At 41.2% G+C, this 18,651-nt stretch carries 17 protein-coding genes and 2 riboswitches; of the genes, 1 reads left to right on the plus strand and 16 read right to left on the minus strand.

Features of this window, described 5'->3' with window-relative positions:
• Nucleotides 1-4 precede the first annotated feature (4 nt).
• The 9 genes from sufU to AC59HZ_RS21805 form a co-directional block, all read right to left on the minus strand.
• Complete coding sequence (gene sufU / locus AC59HZ_RS21765; RefSeq protein WP_496547861.1) at nucleotides 5-448, minus strand: Fe-S cluster assembly sulfur transfer protein SufU; 444 nt, start codon at nucleotides 446-448, stop codon at nucleotides 5-7.
• Entirely contained in the window at nucleotides 438-1,667 is a 1,230-nt protein-coding gene (locus AC59HZ_RS21770; RefSeq protein ID WP_496547862.1) for a cysteine desulfurase, read from the minus strand. The genes sufU and AC59HZ_RS21770 overlap by 11 nt, the downstream gene beginning before the upstream one ends.
• Nucleotides 1,667-2,968 carry a Fe-S cluster assembly protein SufD gene (gene sufD, locus AC59HZ_RS21775; RefSeq protein ID WP_496547863.1) on the minus strand — a complete coding sequence of 434 codons (1,302 nt, stop codon included), beginning with the start codon at nucleotides 2,966-2,968 and terminating at the stop codon, nucleotides 1,667-1,669. The genes AC59HZ_RS21770 and sufD overlap by 1 nt, the downstream gene beginning before the upstream one ends.
• Before the next feature lie 18 nt (nucleotides 2,969-2,986).
• A complete protein-coding gene (sufC, locus tag AC59HZ_RS21780; protein ID WP_496547864.1) occupies nucleotides 2,987-3,772 on the minus strand; it encodes a Fe-S cluster assembly ATPase SufC in 786 nt (261 codons plus the stop codon).
• Between the two features lie 464 nt (nucleotides 3,773-4,236).
• On the minus strand, nucleotides 4,237-5,079 hold the full coding sequence (locus AC59HZ_RS21785; RefSeq protein ID WP_496547865.1) for a MetQ/NlpA family ABC transporter substrate-binding protein: 843 nt from the start codon (nucleotides 5,077-5,079) through the stop codon (nucleotides 4,237-4,239).
• 17 nt (nucleotides 5,080-5,096) lie between these two features.
• Nucleotides 5,097-5,765, minus strand: coding sequence for a methionine ABC transporter permease (locus AC59HZ_RS21790; RefSeq protein ID WP_496547866.1), 669 nt, complete (start codon nucleotides 5,763-5,765; stop codon nucleotides 5,097-5,099).
• Nucleotides 5,758-6,783: a methionine ABC transporter ATP-binding protein gene (locus AC59HZ_RS21795; protein WP_496547867.1), complete on the minus strand. Its 1,026-nt coding sequence runs from the start codon at nucleotides 6,781-6,783 to the stop codon at nucleotides 5,758-5,760. The genes AC59HZ_RS21790 and AC59HZ_RS21795 overlap by 8 nt, the downstream gene beginning before the upstream one ends.
• A 158-nt stretch (nucleotides 6,784-6,941) precedes the next feature.
• Nucleotides 6,942-7,046, minus strand: a riboswitch (SAM riboswitch).
• A 118-nt stretch (nucleotides 7,047-7,164) separates the two neighbouring features.
• Entirely contained in the window at nucleotides 7,165-8,481 is a 1,317-nt protein-coding gene (locus tag AC59HZ_RS21800; RefSeq protein WP_496547868.1) for an O-acetylhomoserine aminocarboxypropyltransferase/cysteine synthase family protein, read from the minus strand.
• A gap of 58 nt (nucleotides 8,482-8,539) precedes the next feature.
• Nucleotides 8,540-8,645, minus strand: a riboswitch (SAM riboswitch).
• Nucleotides 8,646-8,724: 79 nt separating this feature from the next.
• Nucleotides 8,725-9,057 (minus strand): hypothetical protein, encoded by a 333-nt coding sequence (locus tag AC59HZ_RS21805; protein WP_496547869.1) that lies wholly within the window; start codon nucleotides 9,055-9,057, stop codon nucleotides 8,725-8,727.
• Between the two features lie 202 nt (nucleotides 9,058-9,259).
• On the opposite strand from AC59HZ_RS21805, the gene AC59HZ_RS21810 reads away from it, so the two are divergent.
• A complete protein-coding gene (locus AC59HZ_RS21810) occupies nucleotides 9,260-10,090 on the plus strand; it encodes a nuclease-related domain-containing protein (RefSeq protein WP_496547870.1) in 831 nt (276 codons plus the stop codon).
• A 1,149-nt stretch (nucleotides 10,091-11,239) separates the two neighbouring features.
• On the opposite strand, the gene AC59HZ_RS21815 is transcribed toward AC59HZ_RS21810, so the two are convergent.
• The 7 genes from AC59HZ_RS21815 to AC59HZ_RS21845 form a co-directional block, all read right to left on the minus strand.
• Nucleotides 11,240-11,548, minus strand: coding sequence for a thioredoxin family protein (locus AC59HZ_RS21815; RefSeq protein ID WP_496547871.1), 309 nt, complete (start codon nucleotides 11,546-11,548; stop codon nucleotides 11,240-11,242).
• A 5-nt stretch (nucleotides 11,549-11,553) separates the two neighbouring features.
• The gene (locus AC59HZ_RS21820) at nucleotides 11,554-11,910 is read right to left on the minus strand and encodes a toprim domain-containing protein (protein ID WP_430065572.1); all 357 of its coding nucleotides are present in this window, start codon (nucleotides 11,908-11,910) and stop codon (nucleotides 11,554-11,556) included.
• 235 nt (nucleotides 11,911-12,145) lie between these two features.
• Nucleotides 12,146-12,529, minus strand: a complete 384-nt coding sequence (gene gcvH / locus AC59HZ_RS21825; protein ID WP_496547872.1) for a glycine cleavage system protein GcvH — start codon at nucleotides 12,527-12,529, stop codon at nucleotides 12,146-12,148.
• Between the two features lie 76 nt (nucleotides 12,530-12,605).
• The gene (locus AC59HZ_RS21830) at nucleotides 12,606-12,965 is read right to left on the minus strand and encodes an arsenate reductase family protein (RefSeq protein WP_496547873.1); all 360 of its coding nucleotides are present in this window, start codon (nucleotides 12,963-12,965) and stop codon (nucleotides 12,606-12,608) included.
• A gap of 242 nt (nucleotides 12,966-13,207) precedes the next feature.
• A complete protein-coding gene (locus tag AC59HZ_RS21835) occupies nucleotides 13,208-14,989 on the minus strand; it encodes an acyl-CoA dehydrogenase FadE (protein WP_496547874.1) in 1,782 nt (593 codons plus the stop codon).
• A 59-nt stretch (nucleotides 14,990-15,048) separates the two neighbouring features.
• Entirely contained in the window at nucleotides 15,049-16,224 is a 1,176-nt protein-coding gene (locus AC59HZ_RS21840; RefSeq protein WP_496547875.1) for an acetyl-CoA C-acetyltransferase, read from the minus strand.
• A gap of 33 nt (nucleotides 16,225-16,257) precedes the next feature.
• Nucleotides 16,258-18,645, minus strand: a complete 2,388-nt coding sequence (locus tag AC59HZ_RS21845; protein ID WP_496547876.1) for a 3-hydroxyacyl-CoA dehydrogenase/enoyl-CoA hydratase family protein — start codon at nucleotides 18,643-18,645, stop codon at nucleotides 16,258-16,260.
• Nucleotides 18,646-18,651 lie beyond the last annotated feature (6 nt).

Genomic DNA, 18,651 nt, shown 5'->3' on the forward strand with positions numbered 1-18,651 from the left:
CGTTCTATTGTTGTTCCTCTTCCTTTAAACTCTTTTCCATTGCCTTCCAAGCAAGTGTCGCACACTTAATTCGGGCTGGAAATTTGCAAACACCTTGAAGTGCCTCGATATCGCCTAAATCGATATCGTCATCATCGTAATCTTTTCCCTGCATCATATCGGAAAAAATCTGCGAGAGCTTTAACGCTTCTTCGATTGTTTTACCTTTAATCGCCTGCGTCATCATCGACGCAGAGGACATTGAAATCGAACAGCCTTCCCCTTCCTGCTTAGCATCAACCACAATTCCATTCTCCACTTTTAGTGTTAAACGAATGCGGTCACCGCAGGTTGGGTTGTTCATGTCAATCGTATGGCTGCCATCTTCCAAAACTCCACGATTACGGGGATTTTTATAATGATCCATAATAACTTGACGGTACAGTGTATCTAAATTATTAGAAGACATCGCTGAAATACTCCTTTGTTTTGACAAGCCCTTCAACAAGTTTATCAATATCTTCTTCTGTATTGTATAAATAGAAGCTTGCTCGAGCGGTTGCGGAAGCTTTTAACCATCTCATCAGCGGCTGCGCACAATGATGTCCGGCGCGAACTGCGATTCCTTCCGCATCTAGAACTGTCGCAACATCGTGCGGGTGAACGTCTGCTAGATTAAACGTTACAAGTCCTGCACGCTTTGCCGGATCAAGCGGACCATAAATGGTCATGCCTTCAACCGTTGACATCTTTTCTAAAGCATAGGCTGCAAGCTTATGTTCATGCTCGGCAATATTGTCTAATCCCACTTCATTTAAAAAGTCGATAGCAGCACCAAGACCCACAGCACCTGCAATAATCGGTGTACCGCCTTCGAACTTCCACGGTAGTTCTTTCCATGTTGATTCGTATAATTGAACGAAATCAATCATTTCGCCGCCAAACTCGATTGGCTCCATTTTTTCAAGCAAATGTTTTTTCCCATAAAGAACACCAATGCCGGTCGGAGCGCACATTTTGTGTCCTGAAAAAGCAAAGAAATCACAATCTAAATCTTGAACATCAATTTTCATATGCGGGGCACTTTGCGCACCATCCACTACCATAATCGCTCCATTTTCATGGGCAATTTGGGCGATTTCTTTGACTGGATTGATGACACCAAGAACGTTAGAAACCTGCATTACCGAAACAACTTGCGTATTCGGTGTCACTGTTGCTCGTACATCCTCGAGTGAAATTGTTCCATCCTCTTGAAGTGGAATATACTTCAATTGGGCACCTGTTCGTCTGGCAACCTGCTGCCAAGGAATGATATTACTATGATGCTCCATATGCGTAATAACGATTTCGTCGCCTTCCTTCAGGTTCGCCGCCGCGTAGCTTGCTGCAACTGTGTTGATGGAAGTAGTTGTGCCTCTTGTAAAAATAACTTCTTGAATCGACTTGGCATTGATGAACTTACGAACCTTTTCACGGGCACCTTCGTATGCATCAGTAGCTCTTGTTCCTAGTGTATGCACACCACGGTGGACATTGGAATTGATTTCACGATAATATTTTCCAACGGTTTCAATAACCTTTAGGGGCTTTTGGGAAGTTGCTGAACTATCCAAATATACTAAAGGCTTGCCGTTAACCTCTTGATCTAGGATTGGAAACTGTTTGCGAATTTCCCCGATATTCATTAGCGTACTTTCCTTTCAATCACTTCAGTTAGCTGTTTCTTTACTCCTTCAATCGGAAGCTGGTTTACAACTGGAGCAAGGAAGCCATGAATAACTAAGCGTTCAGCTTCTTTTTTCGGAATGCCGCGGCTCATCAAATAATAGAGCTGGATTTTGTCAACACGGCCAACTGACGCTGCATGTCCTGCAGTTACATCGTCCTCATCAATGAGGAGAATTGGGTTGGCATCGCCGCGTGCTTTTTCGCTAAGCATCAATACGCGTGATTCTTGCTCTGCATTTGATTTAGAAGCGCCATGTTCAATTTTGCCGATTCCATTGAAAATGGAAGAAGCACTATCCTTCATTACGCCGTGCTTTAAGATATAACCTTCTGTGTGTTTTCCAAAGTGAACGACCTTTGTAGTAAAGTTTTGTGTTTGCTCTCCGCGTCCAACCACAACTGTTTTCGTGTCGGCATACGCGCCGTCACCAAGAAGGTTTGTTGTATTTTCGGAAATCGTATTGCCTTCATTCATTAAACCTAGCGCCCATTCAATCCGAGCATCTCTGCCAGCAACACCGCGGCGGTTCACGTAGGTAGTGATTCCTTTTGCGAGGTAATCAACCGCACCATATTGGACCTTCGCATTACTATTGGCAATGACTTCGGTTAGAATATTGGCTAGTGTATTCGATTCTTCCATCGTTGAAATATAGTTTTCAACGTATGTTACGGAGCTGTTGTCATCCGCCACGACAATCACATGATTGAATAGATTCGCTTGGGCATCATCCTGTACAAACACCGCTTGAATTGGTTCAGAGATTTCAACATTTTTAGGAACGTATAAGAATGCTCCCCCATTCACAAGTGCAGCGTGAAGGGCAGTTAAACGGTGCTCATCAGCGTTAATAGCCTGTGTCATATAGTACTTTTTCAATATGTCGCCATGGTTCTTTGCTGCGGTGAAAATATCGGTAAAAATAACACCCTTTGCTTTTAGATCTTCTGATAAAGATAAAAAGCCAGGAGTTTGATTTCGTTGAATGTATAAGTTCTTATTCTCTTCAACTAATGCTTTTACTTCTTCTGGAAGTTCAGCTAGTGAAGTGTAAGCAGCACTTTTTACAACATGCTGATTAAATTGTGTAAAGTTCCATTTATCAATTTTCGTTTTGTCAGGTCGCGGCATTGGCAATTCTTCGAAGTGTTCTAATGCCTTTAGACGAAGCTCTGCAAACCAGGCAGGTTCGCCCGTCTCTTTTGAAAAAGAACTCACAAACCCTTTATCAAATGGTAATTTTGTTTCTGTTGTCATTGTAATCCTCCTAACTGCTTACGCTTCTTGCCCAACTGTTTCATCTTCAATGCCGAGCTCTTTCTTAATCCAGTCATATCCTTCTGCTTCTAAGCGTTGTGCAAGCTCTGCGCCGCCTGATTTCACAATACGGCCTTGCATCATAATATGCACATGGTCAGGAGTGATATAGTTTAAAAGACGTTGATAGTGAGTAATAATTAAGCAGCCAAAGTCTTCGCCGCGCATTTCATTAACACCCTTTGAAACAACCTTTAGAGCGTCAATATCAAGACCAGAGTCAATTTCATCTAGAATCGCCATTTTTGGCTCCAGCATCATCAATTGAAGGATTTCGTTACGCTTTTTCTCACCGCCGGAGAAGCCTTCATTTAAGTAGCGCTGTGCCATATCTAAATCCATTTCTAAGAATTCCATTTGCTTATCCATTTTGCGGATAAACTTCATTAAAGAAATCTCATTGCCTTCACCTAAACGGCTATTTAGGGCTGAACGTAAAAAATCCGCATTCGTTACGCCGTTGATTTCACTTGGATATTGCATTGCAAGGAAAAGACCTGCGCGAGCACGCTCATCTACTTCCATTTCAAGAACGTTTTGACCATCTAATGTGATGCTGCCACTTGTTACTTCATATTTTGGATGCCCCATAATTGCGGAAGATAAAGTAGATTTACCTGTTCCGTTAGGACCCATAATTGCGTGAATTTCTCCACCTTTTATTTCAAGGTTTACACCCTTTAAGATTTCTTTCCCATCAATTTCTACGTGTAAATCCTTGATAGTTAAAGTTGATCCAGCCATATTAATACCTCCGAAAAGAATGTTTTGTATCTTGTAGATCACAGGAGATCTATAACTCTATTCTCATTTTATTCTCATTCCAATCTTATAACAAATGAAATGTATTAGCAACTCTTAAACAGTAAAAACCAAGCAGCTATTTTCATTGAGGATGTCCTAAATGAGAATATAAAGAGTGGTTTTCGAAAAATTCAGACAACTATCCAATTATGTAAAACACACTCGATTAAAATGATACCTCATTTTTTTCATAATTGCCAAGTGGATTCAGGTATAAAGTCTTTTGTATTTTTACCCATTTAGGTTGATTCATGTATCCTCAGTTTCTACCTATATCTATATGTAAGGCCCTTTTAAACTTAGTTGTTGATTTGCGTTCCAGTCAACTTTGTTAAAAATCAACACTAGCCTTTAACACAGCCATATGAAAAAGCAGGCTTACATCGCCTGCTTTTTCATGGTACTTATTCAGATACTGGTACAACGGCACCTTTGTATTTTTCAAGGATAAAGTCTTGGATTTCTTTTGAATGAAGTACTTCAACAAGTGCTTTGATTGCTGGCTTGTTTTCATCACCTTTACGAACCGCAATTACGTTTACATATGGTGATTCTTTATCTTCAATCGCAATGGAATCTTTAACTGGGTTTAAGCCCGCGTCAATCGCATAGTTTGAGTTGATTAGAACCGCATCGCCTTCGCCATTGTTATAGATTTGTGGTAATAATTTTGCTTCATAGTTTGCATCAAATTTCAAATTCTTAGGATTTTCAACAACATCTTTCAATTCAGCTTTTGTTTTATCAATGCCATCTTTAAGTTTGATTAGGCCTTGTTTTTCAAGCAATGAAAGGAGACGGCCGTGGTCTGCTACAGAGTTGCTCATGATTAGGTGAGCACCTTCTGGAAGGTCGCTTAGTTTTTTGTATTTCTTAGAATAAATACCAATTGGCTCGATATGGATTCCGCCAGCATTGACAAAATTATATCCAAACTCTTTATTTTGAGACTCTAAGTAAGGAATGTGTTGGAAATAGTTAGCATCAAGTTCTTTTGAAGCAAGAGCTTTGTTTGGTAAAACATAGTCAGTAAAGGTTGTAATTTTTAAATTAATCCCTTTTTCTTTTAAAAGCGGTGCTGCTTTTTCAAGAATTTCAGCGTGGGGAACAGTAGATGCCCCGACAACTAATGTTGTTGTTTTACTGCCCTTTTCAGTAGTACCTTCTGATTTTTCTTCAGATTTACCGCAAGCTGCCAGCGCAAGTGCAAGTGTTAATGCTAAAAGTACTGTTAACCATTTTTTCATTTTAACCTCTCCTTTTTTTATCGTTTATCTAATTTTGAAGTGATGAAATCACCAATAAATTGAATCACAAACACAATAAGTAAAATGACGACTGTTGCCATAAAGGTGACATCATTTTGGTTTCGCTGATACCCATAGTTGTAAGCGAGACTTCCTAAGCCGCCTGCCCCAATCGCACCTGCCATCGCTGTGTAACTGACAAGGGCAATGGCTGTAACTGTAATACCTGAAATGAGTGCCGGCATTGATTCCGGAAGAAGCACCTTCCAGATAATCGTACCAGTTGTTGCTCCCATCGATCTGGCTGCTTCAATGACTCCTTTATCAATCTCTCTTAGTCCAATTTCCACCATCCGCGCATAAAACGGCGCAGCTCCAATTATTAATGATGGTAATGCAGCATTAACACCAATCATGGATCCAACCAATATCGTAGTTAACGGAATTAATAACACGATTAAGATAATAAATGGTATAGAACGGAAAATATTCACGATCGTACTGAATACCGCGTTAACCGGTTTATTTCCCCATAAGTTTCCATTAGAAGTAAGAAATAAAATTAATCCAAGCAAGGTCCCTAAAATAAAAGTTGCAAGAACCGAGATCCCCGTCATATATAGGGTATTTTTTGTTTCTTGCCACAAAATAAGCCAATCAACATTTGGAAAATACTCCTTAATCATTTGCTACCACCTCCACTCCTACCTGTTGAGAACGGATAAAGTCAACTGCATTCATGACTTCTTTTTCGTCCCCATCGATATGGATGAAAAGCGTACCATATGAACCACTTTGGGTTTGTGATATTTTCCCCTGCAGGATATTTACCGTAATATTGTTATTTCTTATTAAATTAGTGATAATCGGCTGCTCAGCAGATTCCCCAATGAAGGTTAGTTGGACAATCAGACCTGATTGATAACGTTCAAGCAAATGCTCTGCAGTATCCTTTGTTTCTTCCGGCTCTGTCACTTGTTGGACAAATCGTTTTGTAATCGGCTGTTGAGGGTTTTTAAATACATCGAGAACTGAACCAAGCTCAACCACTTTTCCGCTTTCCATTACCGCAACACGGTGGCAGATCTTTCGAATGACATGCATCTCATGTGTAATCAATACAATGGTTAAGCCAAGCCGTTTATTAATATCAACTAATAATTCCAAAATTGAGTCGGTTGTTTGCGGATCGAGCGCGGAGGTTGCTTCATCACAAAGCAAAACCTTTGGGTTATTCGCGAGTGCTCTGGCAATTCCGACCCTCTGCTTTTGCCCGCCGCTCAGCTGTGATGGATACGCATTTTCTCTGCCCTCAAGACCAACTAGCTTAATGAGCTCATTAACTCTTTTTTGTCTTTGTGAGCTTGGAACCCCAGCTATTTCTAATGGAAAAGCAATATTTTCGCTGACTGTCCTTGACCAAAGAAGATTAAAATGTTGGAATATCATGCTAATTTCCTGGCGTGCCTTTCGAAGTTCGCTGCCCTTTATTTTTGAGATAACACGACCAGCTACCGTTACAGTTCCATCGGTCGGCAGCTCAAGTCCGTTGAGCATACGGATTAAAGTACTTTTCCCAGCACCGCTATATCCAATTACTCCGAAAATTTCTCCTTCTTTAATTTCCAGGTTGACGTCATCGACGGCTTTTAACTGCCCCTGTTTCGATGGATAGATTTTTCGGACATTTTTTATCGAGATCATAGTCGTTTCACCTACTTTTTATCCTATTTACTTAAAATTCTGAAATTACAACCTATTACTTGATTATAGGGTTTGATTGTTTGGTAGAAAAAATTCCTATTTTAGGAAAACAAAATGCCTTTCTGCACAGGCAGAAAGGCATTATTAATATAACCTTTCTCCCATCTCCCAAAGCAATCGCTTTGTGTGAATTGGCACCATTTCAATAAATTGACGGTTGCCGGGTTTCATCGGGCACATCCCTCCACCTCTCTTGATAAGAGCATCCTATATATTCAATTAACACGTTAAATTATTTAAGTAATTATTTTACGAAAATTATCGTACCACGGATAAAAAAGAGTGTCAATGAAATTTTCGAAAAAAAGAATTTAGGAAATATTAAACATTTACTTTTAACGAAGTTAAGCCTGTTGCAGACTCAATCGCGGATTCCAGGTCTTCAATCAAATCCTCGACGTTCTCGATACCGATTGATAGGCGGATTAAATCTTCTGATACACCTGCTGCCTTAAGTCCTTCAGTATCTAGCTGCTGGTGTGTTGTACTCGCCGGATGAATGATTAAACTTTTTGCATCCCCAACATTAGCAACATGAGCCCATAAAGAGAGGGAATCTATTAGCTTTGCTCCAGCTTCTTTTCCACCCTTAATTCCGAAAATAACCATAGATCCTGCCCCTTTTGGCAAATATTTATAGGCTAACTCGTGATCTGGATGTGTTTTGTGCCCTGGATAGGAAACCCACTTGACGGCAGGGTGATTTAACAAATATTCAACGACTTGATTTGTATTGGTGACATGCTCTTTCATACGAACATGCAGCGTTTCAAGACCAAGTGTAAATAAGAAAGCATTTTGTGGGCTTAAGGCTGGTCCAAGGTCACGAAGGAGCTGGACTCGCGCTTTGATAATATATGCAACGGCCCCTAGTGCCTCTGCATAGACAAGATCATGATAGCTTACATCTGGAGTAGTAAAGCCAGGGAATTTAGACGAATTCCAATCAAACTTACCGCCATCAACAATGATGCCGCCTGTCGTGGTGCCATTCCCCAGGAGCCACTTGGTTGCGGAGTGTACCACAATGTCTGCACCATGTTCAATTGGTCTGCAAAGGTAAGGTGTTGCAAAGGTATTGTCAACAATTAATGGAACTCCAGCCTCGTGAGCAATCTCTGCAACTTTTTCAATATCAAGAACGCGCAAGCTTGGATTACCAATTGTTTCAGCAAAAACTGCTTTTGTTTTTTCGGTAATTGCCGTGCGGAAGTTTTCCGGATTATCTGCATCTACGAATTTTACTTTAATCCCGTATTTAGGGAGAGTAACCGCAAATAAATTATAGGTTCCGCCATAGAGATTGGATGCTGCAACAATTTCATCGCCTGCTTCGGCAATATTTAGGATTGCGAGTGTGATGGCAGCCATCCCGCTAGCGACTGCTAGGGCGCCGACGCCTCCTTCTAGGAGAGCGACACGTTCTTCAAATACGGTGGTGGTTGGATTATGAATGCGGGTATATATGTAACCTGGTTCCGCTAAGCTAAACAGATTTGCTGCATGTTCTGTGTTTTTAAATTGATAGGCATTGTTTTGGTAGATCGGAACAGCGCGTGCTCCTGTTACGGGATCTGGTGTTAATCCGCCATGAACACTTAATGTTTCAAATCGATACTTTTTTTGATTTTCTGCCATTACACCCACTCCTTTTAAAATAAATAACCCCCGCTTCAATAAGAAGAGGGGGTCTCTCTTCTTATCTTCCGAAGCCTTTTCTGCTCCGCTGGAATTAGCACCTTGGTTGTCCAACCGGTTGCCGGGCATCATCGGGCCAGTCCCTCCGCCTCTCTAGATAAGATTACTTTATTTGATTGATTTATTGGTAGAATATTCTAAATTCAGCATACATGATGTCTAATTCCGAGTCAATAGCTTTGATTAAACTATTTTCACAAAATCTTCCTGTGCCTTTGTGAGGTAAAAAAGGGATTCGAGAAGCAGGGTCGTTCTTAAAGGAGCTGAAATGCTGAGTTTTAGTGTTCGTAACCTTTTCTTCCCCTCGAGGAGTTGTGTCATTGCATTTAGATCGCCGCTAATTTCGTATTTAGCAGGTTGGTTTTGAAGTGTAAAAATGGTTCCATTTTTTATTACCAGTTGTATGGAGTGTTGATTGGTATTTATGTTCACTCGAAGGTCCGCGTTTTCTATCAATGGAAGGATATGCCTTTGTTCTTTTATCTTTGTTAGAAAATTATTTAAAGCCTCTATCATTTTCACCACTCCGGTCCCATGCTTTTACTAATACTATTCATCATGGGGCGCTATTATCCTTTTAATAATGCTCGACAGTTATTGCGGGGATCGGCGGAGGTGTGTGTCGAAATTGGTGGAATTGTTATAAATTGTTCAATTGTTTGTAGTTAAGGATGGGTGATATTTTTATAAAATTTGAAGTAAAGAAAGGGTGTGGAACATGGCTTACAAACCACGAATAGAGTCACTAGAGTTACTGATTCTTAGGATTTTAAACACGCGAATGGAGTTGACGGAGAATGAAATGCAGCATTATTTGAATCTTGAAAAAGGCTACGAAGGGGAAGTTCAGTTTGATTTATTAACGGAGAAAGTGCAAAGTCAATGTTTTATTTTAAATGATTTGCAGCTTGAGGCCGGTAATAAAAAATTCCAAATTGATTCTGCGCTCCTTTTTCAACAACCGATCTACCTTTTTGAGGTGAAAAATTATCAAGGAAATTTTGTTTTTAAGCGTGATAGGTTAGAAACTCTAAATGGAAAAGTATATCAAAATCCGCTTGATCAGTTAAATCGCAGCAAAACCCTACTAAGTCAATTACTCCATAATTTAGGCTACAATATACCGATTAAGGGATACGTTGTTTTTATTAACCCCGAGTTTTACTTATACGAAGCACCCTCCAGCGAGCCCATTATTTATGTACCTCAGTTAAAAAGTTTCATGAAAAAGTTAAATAGTATTCCATCCAAATTATCTTCTCGGCAGAACGTTCTCGCAGATAAACTAGTTTCTTTGAATCAAATTGATTTACCATATGCAAAGCTCCGGGCTTATAATTTTGGTTTTCTTCGAAAAGGGTTAACTTGTTGTGCGTGCCATTCCTTTAAAGTATCATTGGCTACTGGAAAATTGATATGTATTGATTGCGGGAGCGAGGAAGCAATTGATGCTGCTGTTATACGGAGTGTGGAAGAAATTAAGCTGTTGTTTCCGGATATGAGAATTACCACTAATGTTGTGATGGAATGGTGTGGGGGGTGTCAATGAAAACAATTAGACGGGTTTTAAAGGAAAACTATATTTCTACTGGTAAGAAAGAATATAGTTTTTTAAATTTGAAATAAGTAAATTGATATTTGCTTATTTGTTAGTGACCGTTGTGATTTTTTCTATCTCGTAATTGTCACTTTGGAGCTTTCACAGTGACTGCTATCGCTTTTTTAACCCCGCCACGGGCACTCTGACTCTTCCTCAGTGACCGCTGTTTCTTTTTCTATCCTGTCGCAGGCACTCTGACTCTTCCACAGTGACCGCTGTTTCTTTTTCTATCCCGTCGCGAGCACTCTGACTCTTCCACTGTGACTGCTGTTTCTTTTTCATCCCTGTCACGGGCACTCTGAACCTTCCACAGTGACCGCTGTTTCTTTTTCTATCCTGTCGCGGGCACTCTGGCCCTTTCACAGTGACCGATGAAACTTTTTCAACCCTGTCACGAGCACTCTGACTCTTCCACAGTGACCGCTGTTTCTTTTTCTATCCTGTCGCGGGCACTCTGACTCTCCCACAGTGACCGCTGTTTCTTTTTCTATCCTGTCGCGGGCACTCTGACTCTTCCACAGTGACCGCTGTTTCTTTTTCATCCCTGTCACGGGCACTCTGAACCTTCCACAGTGACCGCTGTTTCTTTTTCTATCCTGTCGCGGGCACTCTGGCCCTTTCACGTGACCGATGAAACTTTTTTAACCCTGTTACGAGCATTCTGACTCTTCCTCAGTGACTGCTGTTTCTTTTTCTATCCTGTAACAGGCACTCTGACTCCCACAGTGACCGCTTTCGCTTTTTCTATCCTGTCGCGGGCACTCTGACCCTTTCAAAGTGACCGCTTTCGCTTTTTCAACCCTGTCATAGGAACTCTGACGTTTCTACAGTGACCGCTTTCGCCTTTTTTAGCCTGCCACGGGCACTCTGACTCTTCCACTGTGACCGCTGTTTCTTTTTCATCCCTGTCACGGGCACTCTGAACCTTTCACAGTGACCGCTTTCGCTTTTTCAATCCTGCCACGGGCACTCTAACTCTTCCAAAGTGACCGCTGTTTCTTTTCCAACCCTGTCACAGGCACTCTGGCCCTTTCCCAATGACTAGCAACACTCTTTTTATATGTCACAAAAAAACAGATGCCCACAAAAGCATCTGTTTTAGCTTATATACTTCCTTATTTTATCCAACAAAAACGGCACTGAATGGAAAGCATATAATGTCTCCATCACGAACCCGTTTTGTACGATCAGCAAACATGGGACACTTTCAACGCCAAAATCCACCGCTAAATCAGGATAAAAATTTAAGTTCATTTTTCCCATTTCTATCTCAACCAGTTCCTCAACTACCAATAGCATTTTAGAGGCCAGCTGGCAGGTGCCGCACATCGGCGTATAAAAATAGACCACTCCGGTTGCCTTTGATTCGAGGAAGGTGGTTAAATCATTTCGATTCCACTCATTCATTTCAGTTAGCTCATTTCTAAATACTCGGTATGAACGTCAATATTCGCTCCTAATAAAACTGTTGCAAGGTGATGCACAGGCGCTGTAGCTACTTCACGATACATCCGATCAATATATAAATGTTCCGCATGAGGAAACTCCCGTTTAAACTGTTTCCGAAGCTTTTCGCCGGCTTCATCGGCATCCACAAGGATATAGACATCCTTGTCTTCAAGAAATTCAATCAATTCATCCAACTTTGTCAAACTGATGGTTCCATTTGTACAAATGATTTCAACGGGTTCCTTTAAAATACTCTTGACCTTATTTTTATCCGATTTTCCTTCGACAATAAGAACTTTGTCAACATACGTATCATTCATTATCCATCACCTGTAAAAGAAGTTGTTTTATGATAACATATTCCAAATTTTTCACAATGTGTGCCTGCTTCTTAGGTACGTTAACTATAGCATTATTGTCATCTCAAAAATAGGTTTTTGCTCATGGATGCTTTTCCGCCTTCTTCACATTTTATGATAGCTTGCCCAAATTTAGTAGTAGAAAAAGTGGAAAATGTAAGAAAAGCACCTGCATGAGGTGCTTTCAAGTTAAGAATTAGTCTTCTTTAGTCATTTCTTCGTATTGTTCAGCAGTCATAAGCTTGTCTAACTCGCTGTTGTCGGATAATTCAATCACGATCATCCATGCTTTTTCATATGGTGATTCGTTCACGAACTCAGGGCTGTCACTTAAATCTTCGTTAACTTCAACAACTTTTCCGCTGACTGGAGCGTAAAGTTCTGAAACAGTCTTAACTGATTCAACGCTGCCGAATGGTTCGTCAGCAGTTACTTCGTCGCCCACTTCAGGAAGCTCAACGAAAACGATATCCCCTAACTCGTGCTGTGCAAAGTCCGTGATCCCGACACGTACTTTTTCTCCTTCAACTTTTACCCATTCATGTTCTTCAGAATAACGTAATTCTTTTGGTGTACTCATTACAAAATCCCTCCATTGAATTAATCTAAAATTTATATCGAATTAAATCGATTACCATTTTTGCATTATGGCTATGTTACTTCAGCCACATTTTCTCAAACTCTTCTTCCTTAAAGCCAACGGTCACATGCTCTCCGTCTGTTAAAATAGGGCGTTTGATTAACATGCCATCGGAAGCCAATAAATCTAATAGTTCATCGTCAGTTGCCGATTTCATTCGGTCTTTAATACCTAATTCCCGGTATTTTTGACCGCTTGTATTAAAAAACTTCTTTAATTCCAAGCCGCTTTTTTGGTAAAACTCATGCAACAATTCCCTTGATGGGGGATTTTCCACAATATGTACTTCTTCATAATTAAGCTGATGGGCATCCAGCCACTTCTTTGCATTTCGACATGTTCCGCATTTTGGATACCAGTAAAAAGTTATTGCCAACCGTTTCACCACCCTCTTTAGTCAAATGCATTTTATCACAGACAACTATAAAATCCTAATAGATGACACTCCCAAAAGGTAAAATTCGACACCTTTTGTAGAATTTCCTGCTTTTTAAAAAAATATTTAAATAAAAAGTTGTTTAAACTGAGCTGTTGATTTCCATACCAGGCGTTACGCTCCAATCTATCATAATCAAATAAAAAGCTCCCCTCTGGAAAAGAAGGGAGCCGAAGTGAAAATTATACTACATAACGTTCTGCTTCAATTACTACATCCGCTGCTTCACGTTTTTTCGCAATCACGTTGATTGGAGTGTGGCGAGTAAACTTGCGAAGGGAAGTGAGCATCATGCGTAAGGTATCACCTTGTTCAATCGCGACAAGCGTTTCTCGTGCATGCTGTTCGATTTCATTAAAAGCTTCTTGACAGAAAATTTGAGTGTAAAGAAGCTTTTGCTTATTCTTTTCTAAGCCGTCTTTTGCAATCGCTTTTTCAGTACGTAAAACAACTGATTCCATCGCATAAACCTGTGAAGCAATATCCGCGATATTTGATAGGATCTCTTGTTCTGTTTCAAGCGCTTTGCCAAATTTTTGCGCAGCTAATCCTGCAGCTAATAAGCCAATTTTCTTCGCGTTTTTCACAAGATATTTTTCCTGAGCAAGCGGCTCTTCGCCTGGCTCTTCCGGCATTAACATCATTAATTCCTCTTGAAGTGCCATTGCTTTTTGGAACAATGGAAGCTCGCCTTTAAAGGCCTTTTTTAAGAAGGTTCCTGGCACCAATAGGCGGTTGATTTCGTTTGTTCCTTCAAAAATACGGTTAATACGGGCATCACGATAGGCTCTTTCAATCGGATATTCCTGCATGAAGCCATATCCGCCATGAATTTGTACGCCTTCATCTACTACGTAAGAAAGCACTTCACTGGCAAAGAATTTATTTACAGAACACTCGATTGCATATTCTGCGATGGAACCAGCAACTTTTTTTATGTCCTTCGCTTCTTCAGTTGAAAGCTGGCCTTGGTTGTTTTCATACAACCCGATTGTGCGGTAAACTGAGCTTTCAGCCGCATAAATTTTAGAGGCCATAGTACCAAACTTTTCTTTTGTTAAATTAAATTGGGCAATTGGAGTCTTAAATTGCTTACGTCCATTTGCATATTTAACAGTCATTTCAAATGCCTTCTTAGAGCCGCCAACGCCGCCGACTGCTAACTTGTACCGGCCGATGTTTAAGATATTAAACGCAATGACGTGGCCCTTTCCATATTCACCTAATAAGTTTTCTACCGGGACTGCTACATCTTCTAAAATAAGGGTACGAGTAGAAGAAGCCTTAATACCCATTTTCTTTTCTTCAGCGCCTGTTGAAACACCAGGGAAATCTCGTTCAACAATAAAGGCGGTGAAATGTTCGCCGTCAATTTTTGCATAAACTACGAAAACATCTGCAAAACCAGCATTGGTGATCCATTGCTTTTCACCGTTAAGGATATAATGAGTACCGGCAGCATTTAATTTTGCCGTTGTTCTGGCACCAAGGGCGTCAGAACCTGAGCCTGGCTCTGTCAATGCATATGCTGCAATTTTTTCACCAGAGGCAAGGGCAGGTAAATATTTTTTCTTTTGTTCGTCATTACCGAATAACACGATTGGCAGGGAACCAATTCCCACGTGCGCTCCATAAGAAAGGGAGAAGCCGCCAGCGCCGGACATTTTTTCGGTAATAACAGATGAAGTAATTTTATCTAAACCTAAGCCTTCAAACTCCTCAGGAACGTCTACAGCTAAAAGGCCAAGGTCGCCCATTTTCTTTAATAACTTAACCGTACGATCAAATTCATGATTTTCTAAATGCTCGATTTGCGGTGCTACTTCTTTTTCAACAAAGTCTGCAGCAGTCTGCCCAATCATTAAATGCTCTTCTGTAAAATCTTCCGGTGTAAAAATATCCTCATATGAAAGATCTTCAATTAAAAAGCTTCCGCCTTTTACGATTTTTTTAGTTTCAGTCATAAAAATTCCTCCTAATTGATTTTTAGAAGGGGCTACACTCGCGGCCCCCCTTAACCGTATTACAATAATTCAAATACTCCGGCAGCACCCATACCGCCGCCGATACACATGGTTACAACACCAAATTGTTCGTTGCGGCGCTTTAACTCATGAATCAGGCTCAATGTTAACTTCGCTCCTGTACACCCTAGTGGATGTCCAAGGGCAATTGCCCCGCCATTCACGTTTACTTTTTCTTCATCAAGTCCAAGTTCACGGATTACTTGAAGAGATTGCGAAGCAAAGGCTTCGTTCAATTCGAATAGATTAATATCTGATAGCTCTAAACCTGCTAACTTAAGGGCTCTAGGGATCGCTACTACAGGCCCGACACCCATAATTTCCGGCGGAACACCGCCTACAGCGAACGAACGGAATTTTGCTAATGGCTTAAGACCAAGTGCTTCTGCCTTCTCACGGTCCATTACCATAACAGCCGCTGCACCGTCACTTGTTTGTGAGGCATTGCCAGCTGTAACAGAACCTGTAACAGCAAAGGCAGGGCGCAGCTTCGCAAGTGTTTCTAAGTTTGTATCTGGACGAACACCTTCGTCTTGTGTAAATTGGATTGTCTTTTCAACCAGCTTATTGTCTTTTCCCACTGTGCGAATAGTGACATCCACTGGTACGATTTCATCAACGAATTTTCCTTCTGCAATAGCTTTGGCAGCACGCTGATGACTTCTAACCGCAAACGCATCTTGGTCCTCGCGTGTAATACCATACTTTTGTGCTACCTGTTCAGCCGTATGCCCCATTCCCATATAGTACTGAGGAGCTGTTTCCGCTAGCTTGATATTTGGACGAACAACATGACCCATCATTGGAATCATACTCATCGATTCCGCTCCGCCGGCGAGGGCTGTGTCGGTGTGGCCAAGCATTATTCCTTGTGATGCATAGGCAATCGCCTGTAATCCTGAAGAACAGAAACGATTCACTGTAATGGCAGGAACTGTGTAAGGAAGTCCTGCCAAGGCTCCGATATTGCGGGCCATGTTATTTCCTTGCTCTGCTTCAGGCATCGCACAGCCAATAATTAAATCATCTATATTGCCTTCATAATTTCCGGCACGCTTTAAGGTTTCTTTAACAACTAACGCTCCCAAATCATCAGGACGAACTTGGGCAAGCGTTCCTTTCTTTGACTTACCGACCGGTGTCCTTGCTCCGGCAACGATTACCGCTTCTCTCATGGAAGTTCCCTCACTTTCTCTTAATCTATTAGTTTAGTTGCGTAATGGTTTTCCCTTTACAAGCATATGCTGCATGCGCTGCTGTGTTTTTGGTTCTCTGATTAAGCTTAAGAAAGCTTCTCTTTCTAAATCTAATAGATATTGCTCATCGACCTCTGTTCCGAATGGCACTTTGCCTCCGGCGATGACATAAGCAATTTTCTTGGCAATTTTTAGATCATGCTCGGAAATAAAGCCGGATAAACGCATGGCTTCAGCACCAAGCAGAAGTGTCGCATAACCGGTTTCACCGACAACTGGAACCTTGCGGCGCACCTTTGGCTTAAAGCCTTTTTCATGTAATGCCAATACGGCTTGTTTTGCATCATATAGCAGATGGTCTCCATTGAAGCTGATTCCATCAGCAAAGTTCAAGAAATTATTCTCGCGTGCCTCTTCTGCTGAAGTAGATACTTTCGCGGTCGCGATGCTTTCAAAAACTTTATTGGCCACGTTTTGCAGGTCGAATTGAACGCCATTTGGCAGGCTTTCTAAGTGCTTAATATAAAGCTCCTTGTTACCGCCACCGCCTGGAAGCAAGCCTACTCCAACCTCAACAAGTCCCATATACGTTTCAGAGGATGCTTGAATGTGCGCTGCAGGCAGGCAAACCTCTGCACCTCCGCCTAACGTCATGCCAAATGGTGCCGCAACCACTGGCTTAGAGCTGTATTTTACTTTTAAAAGTGCGTTATGAAGATGTCGCACGACCATATCGAGCTCCAGAATATTGTCATCCTGGGCTTCCATCAGCATCATTGCTAGGTTGGCACCGACACAGAAATTCTTACCTTGGTTCCCGATGACAAGACCTTTGTAATTTTTCTCGACTTCATCGACAGCGAAATTAATCATTTGTACGATATCAAGTCCAATTGCATTATTTGGTGAATGGAATTCAAGTAGAGCAACTCCATCGCCAATATCAATTAAGCTCGCGCCGCTATTCTTTTTAATAACACCTTTTTGCTTTTTAATTTTCTTAAGGTCGATCACCTTCGGATTAAACTCCACTGATTGGTATTCACCTTTGTGATAGAAGTAATGCTCGCCGTTTTCTTCTTTATAGAAGGAGGTATGACCCTTTTCAAGCATTTCGGTAACCCATGCTGGCACTTCAATGCCCTCTTCTTTCATCTTTTGAACAGATTTTTCGACGCCAATGGCATCCCAGTTTTCAAAAGGACCTTTTTCCCAGCCGAAGCCCCATTTCATCGCACGGTCGATGGCTACGATATCATCGGCGATTTCCCCTAAGAGCTGTGCTGAGTATATTAATGAATGTTTAGTTGTATTCCATAAAAATTGGCCGGCACGATCATTGGCGTAAACAAGCGCTTTCAATTTATTCGCAGTTCCTTTTTCCTGCTTTGAAAGCTCTACGGATGGTGTAGAAAGCTTTTTGCGTGGACCGTACTCCAGCGTATTTGGATCCAATTCTAAGATTTCTTTACCTTTTTTCAAATAGAATCCTTGTCCGGATTTGCTTCCAAGCCAGCCTTTTTCCACCATCGTCTTCATAAAGGCAGGGACTTCAAAAACTTCCTTCTCTTCCCCTTGGACACTATCGTAGACATTGTTCGCTACATGATAAAAGGTATCTAGTCCGACTACATCAAGGGTACGGAAGGTAGCGCTTTTCGCACGTCCAATTAATGGTCCAGTGATTGAATCGATTTCTCCGACACTATAGCCGCCCTTTAACATTTCTCTAACTGTCACAAGGAGACCGTACGTACCGATGCGGTTTCCGATAAAGTTAGGCGTATCCTTGGCCACCACTACACCTTTTCCTAAAACATCCTCACCAAAGGTTTTCATGAAAGAGAGGACTTCTGGATCAGTGTATTGCGTTGGGATAATTTCTAACAATTTTAAATAACGCGGAGGGTTAAAGAAGTGTGTTCCAAGGAAGTGTTTCTTAAAATCGTCGGAACTTCCTTCAACCATCGCTTCCACTGAAATACCAGAAGTGTTTGAGCTTACAATACTGCCAGGTTTACGGAATTGATCAACTTGCGCAAAAACCTGTTTTTTCACATTCAAGTTTTCAACAACCACTTCGATTACCCAGTCAACGTCTTTCAATTTGACTAAATCGTCCTCAAGGTTTCCTGCTTCAATAAGAGCTAGATTCTTTTTAGCAGTCAGCGGTGCAGGTTTTTGCTTCAATAATTTTTGAATGTTTGCTGCTGCGATACGATTACGTACCTGCTGGTCAGCTAAAGTTAATCCCTTTGCTGCTTCATCTTTCGTTAGTTCACGTGGGACGATATCCAATAATAGGGTTGGTATTCCTATGTTTGCAAGATGCGCCGCAATTCCTGATCCCATAACTCCAGATCCTAAGACGGCTGCTTTTTTAATAAGTTGGTTCAACATTGTCTC

The sequence above is a fragment of the Neobacillus sp. DZ-9 genome (assembly GCF_059587065.1).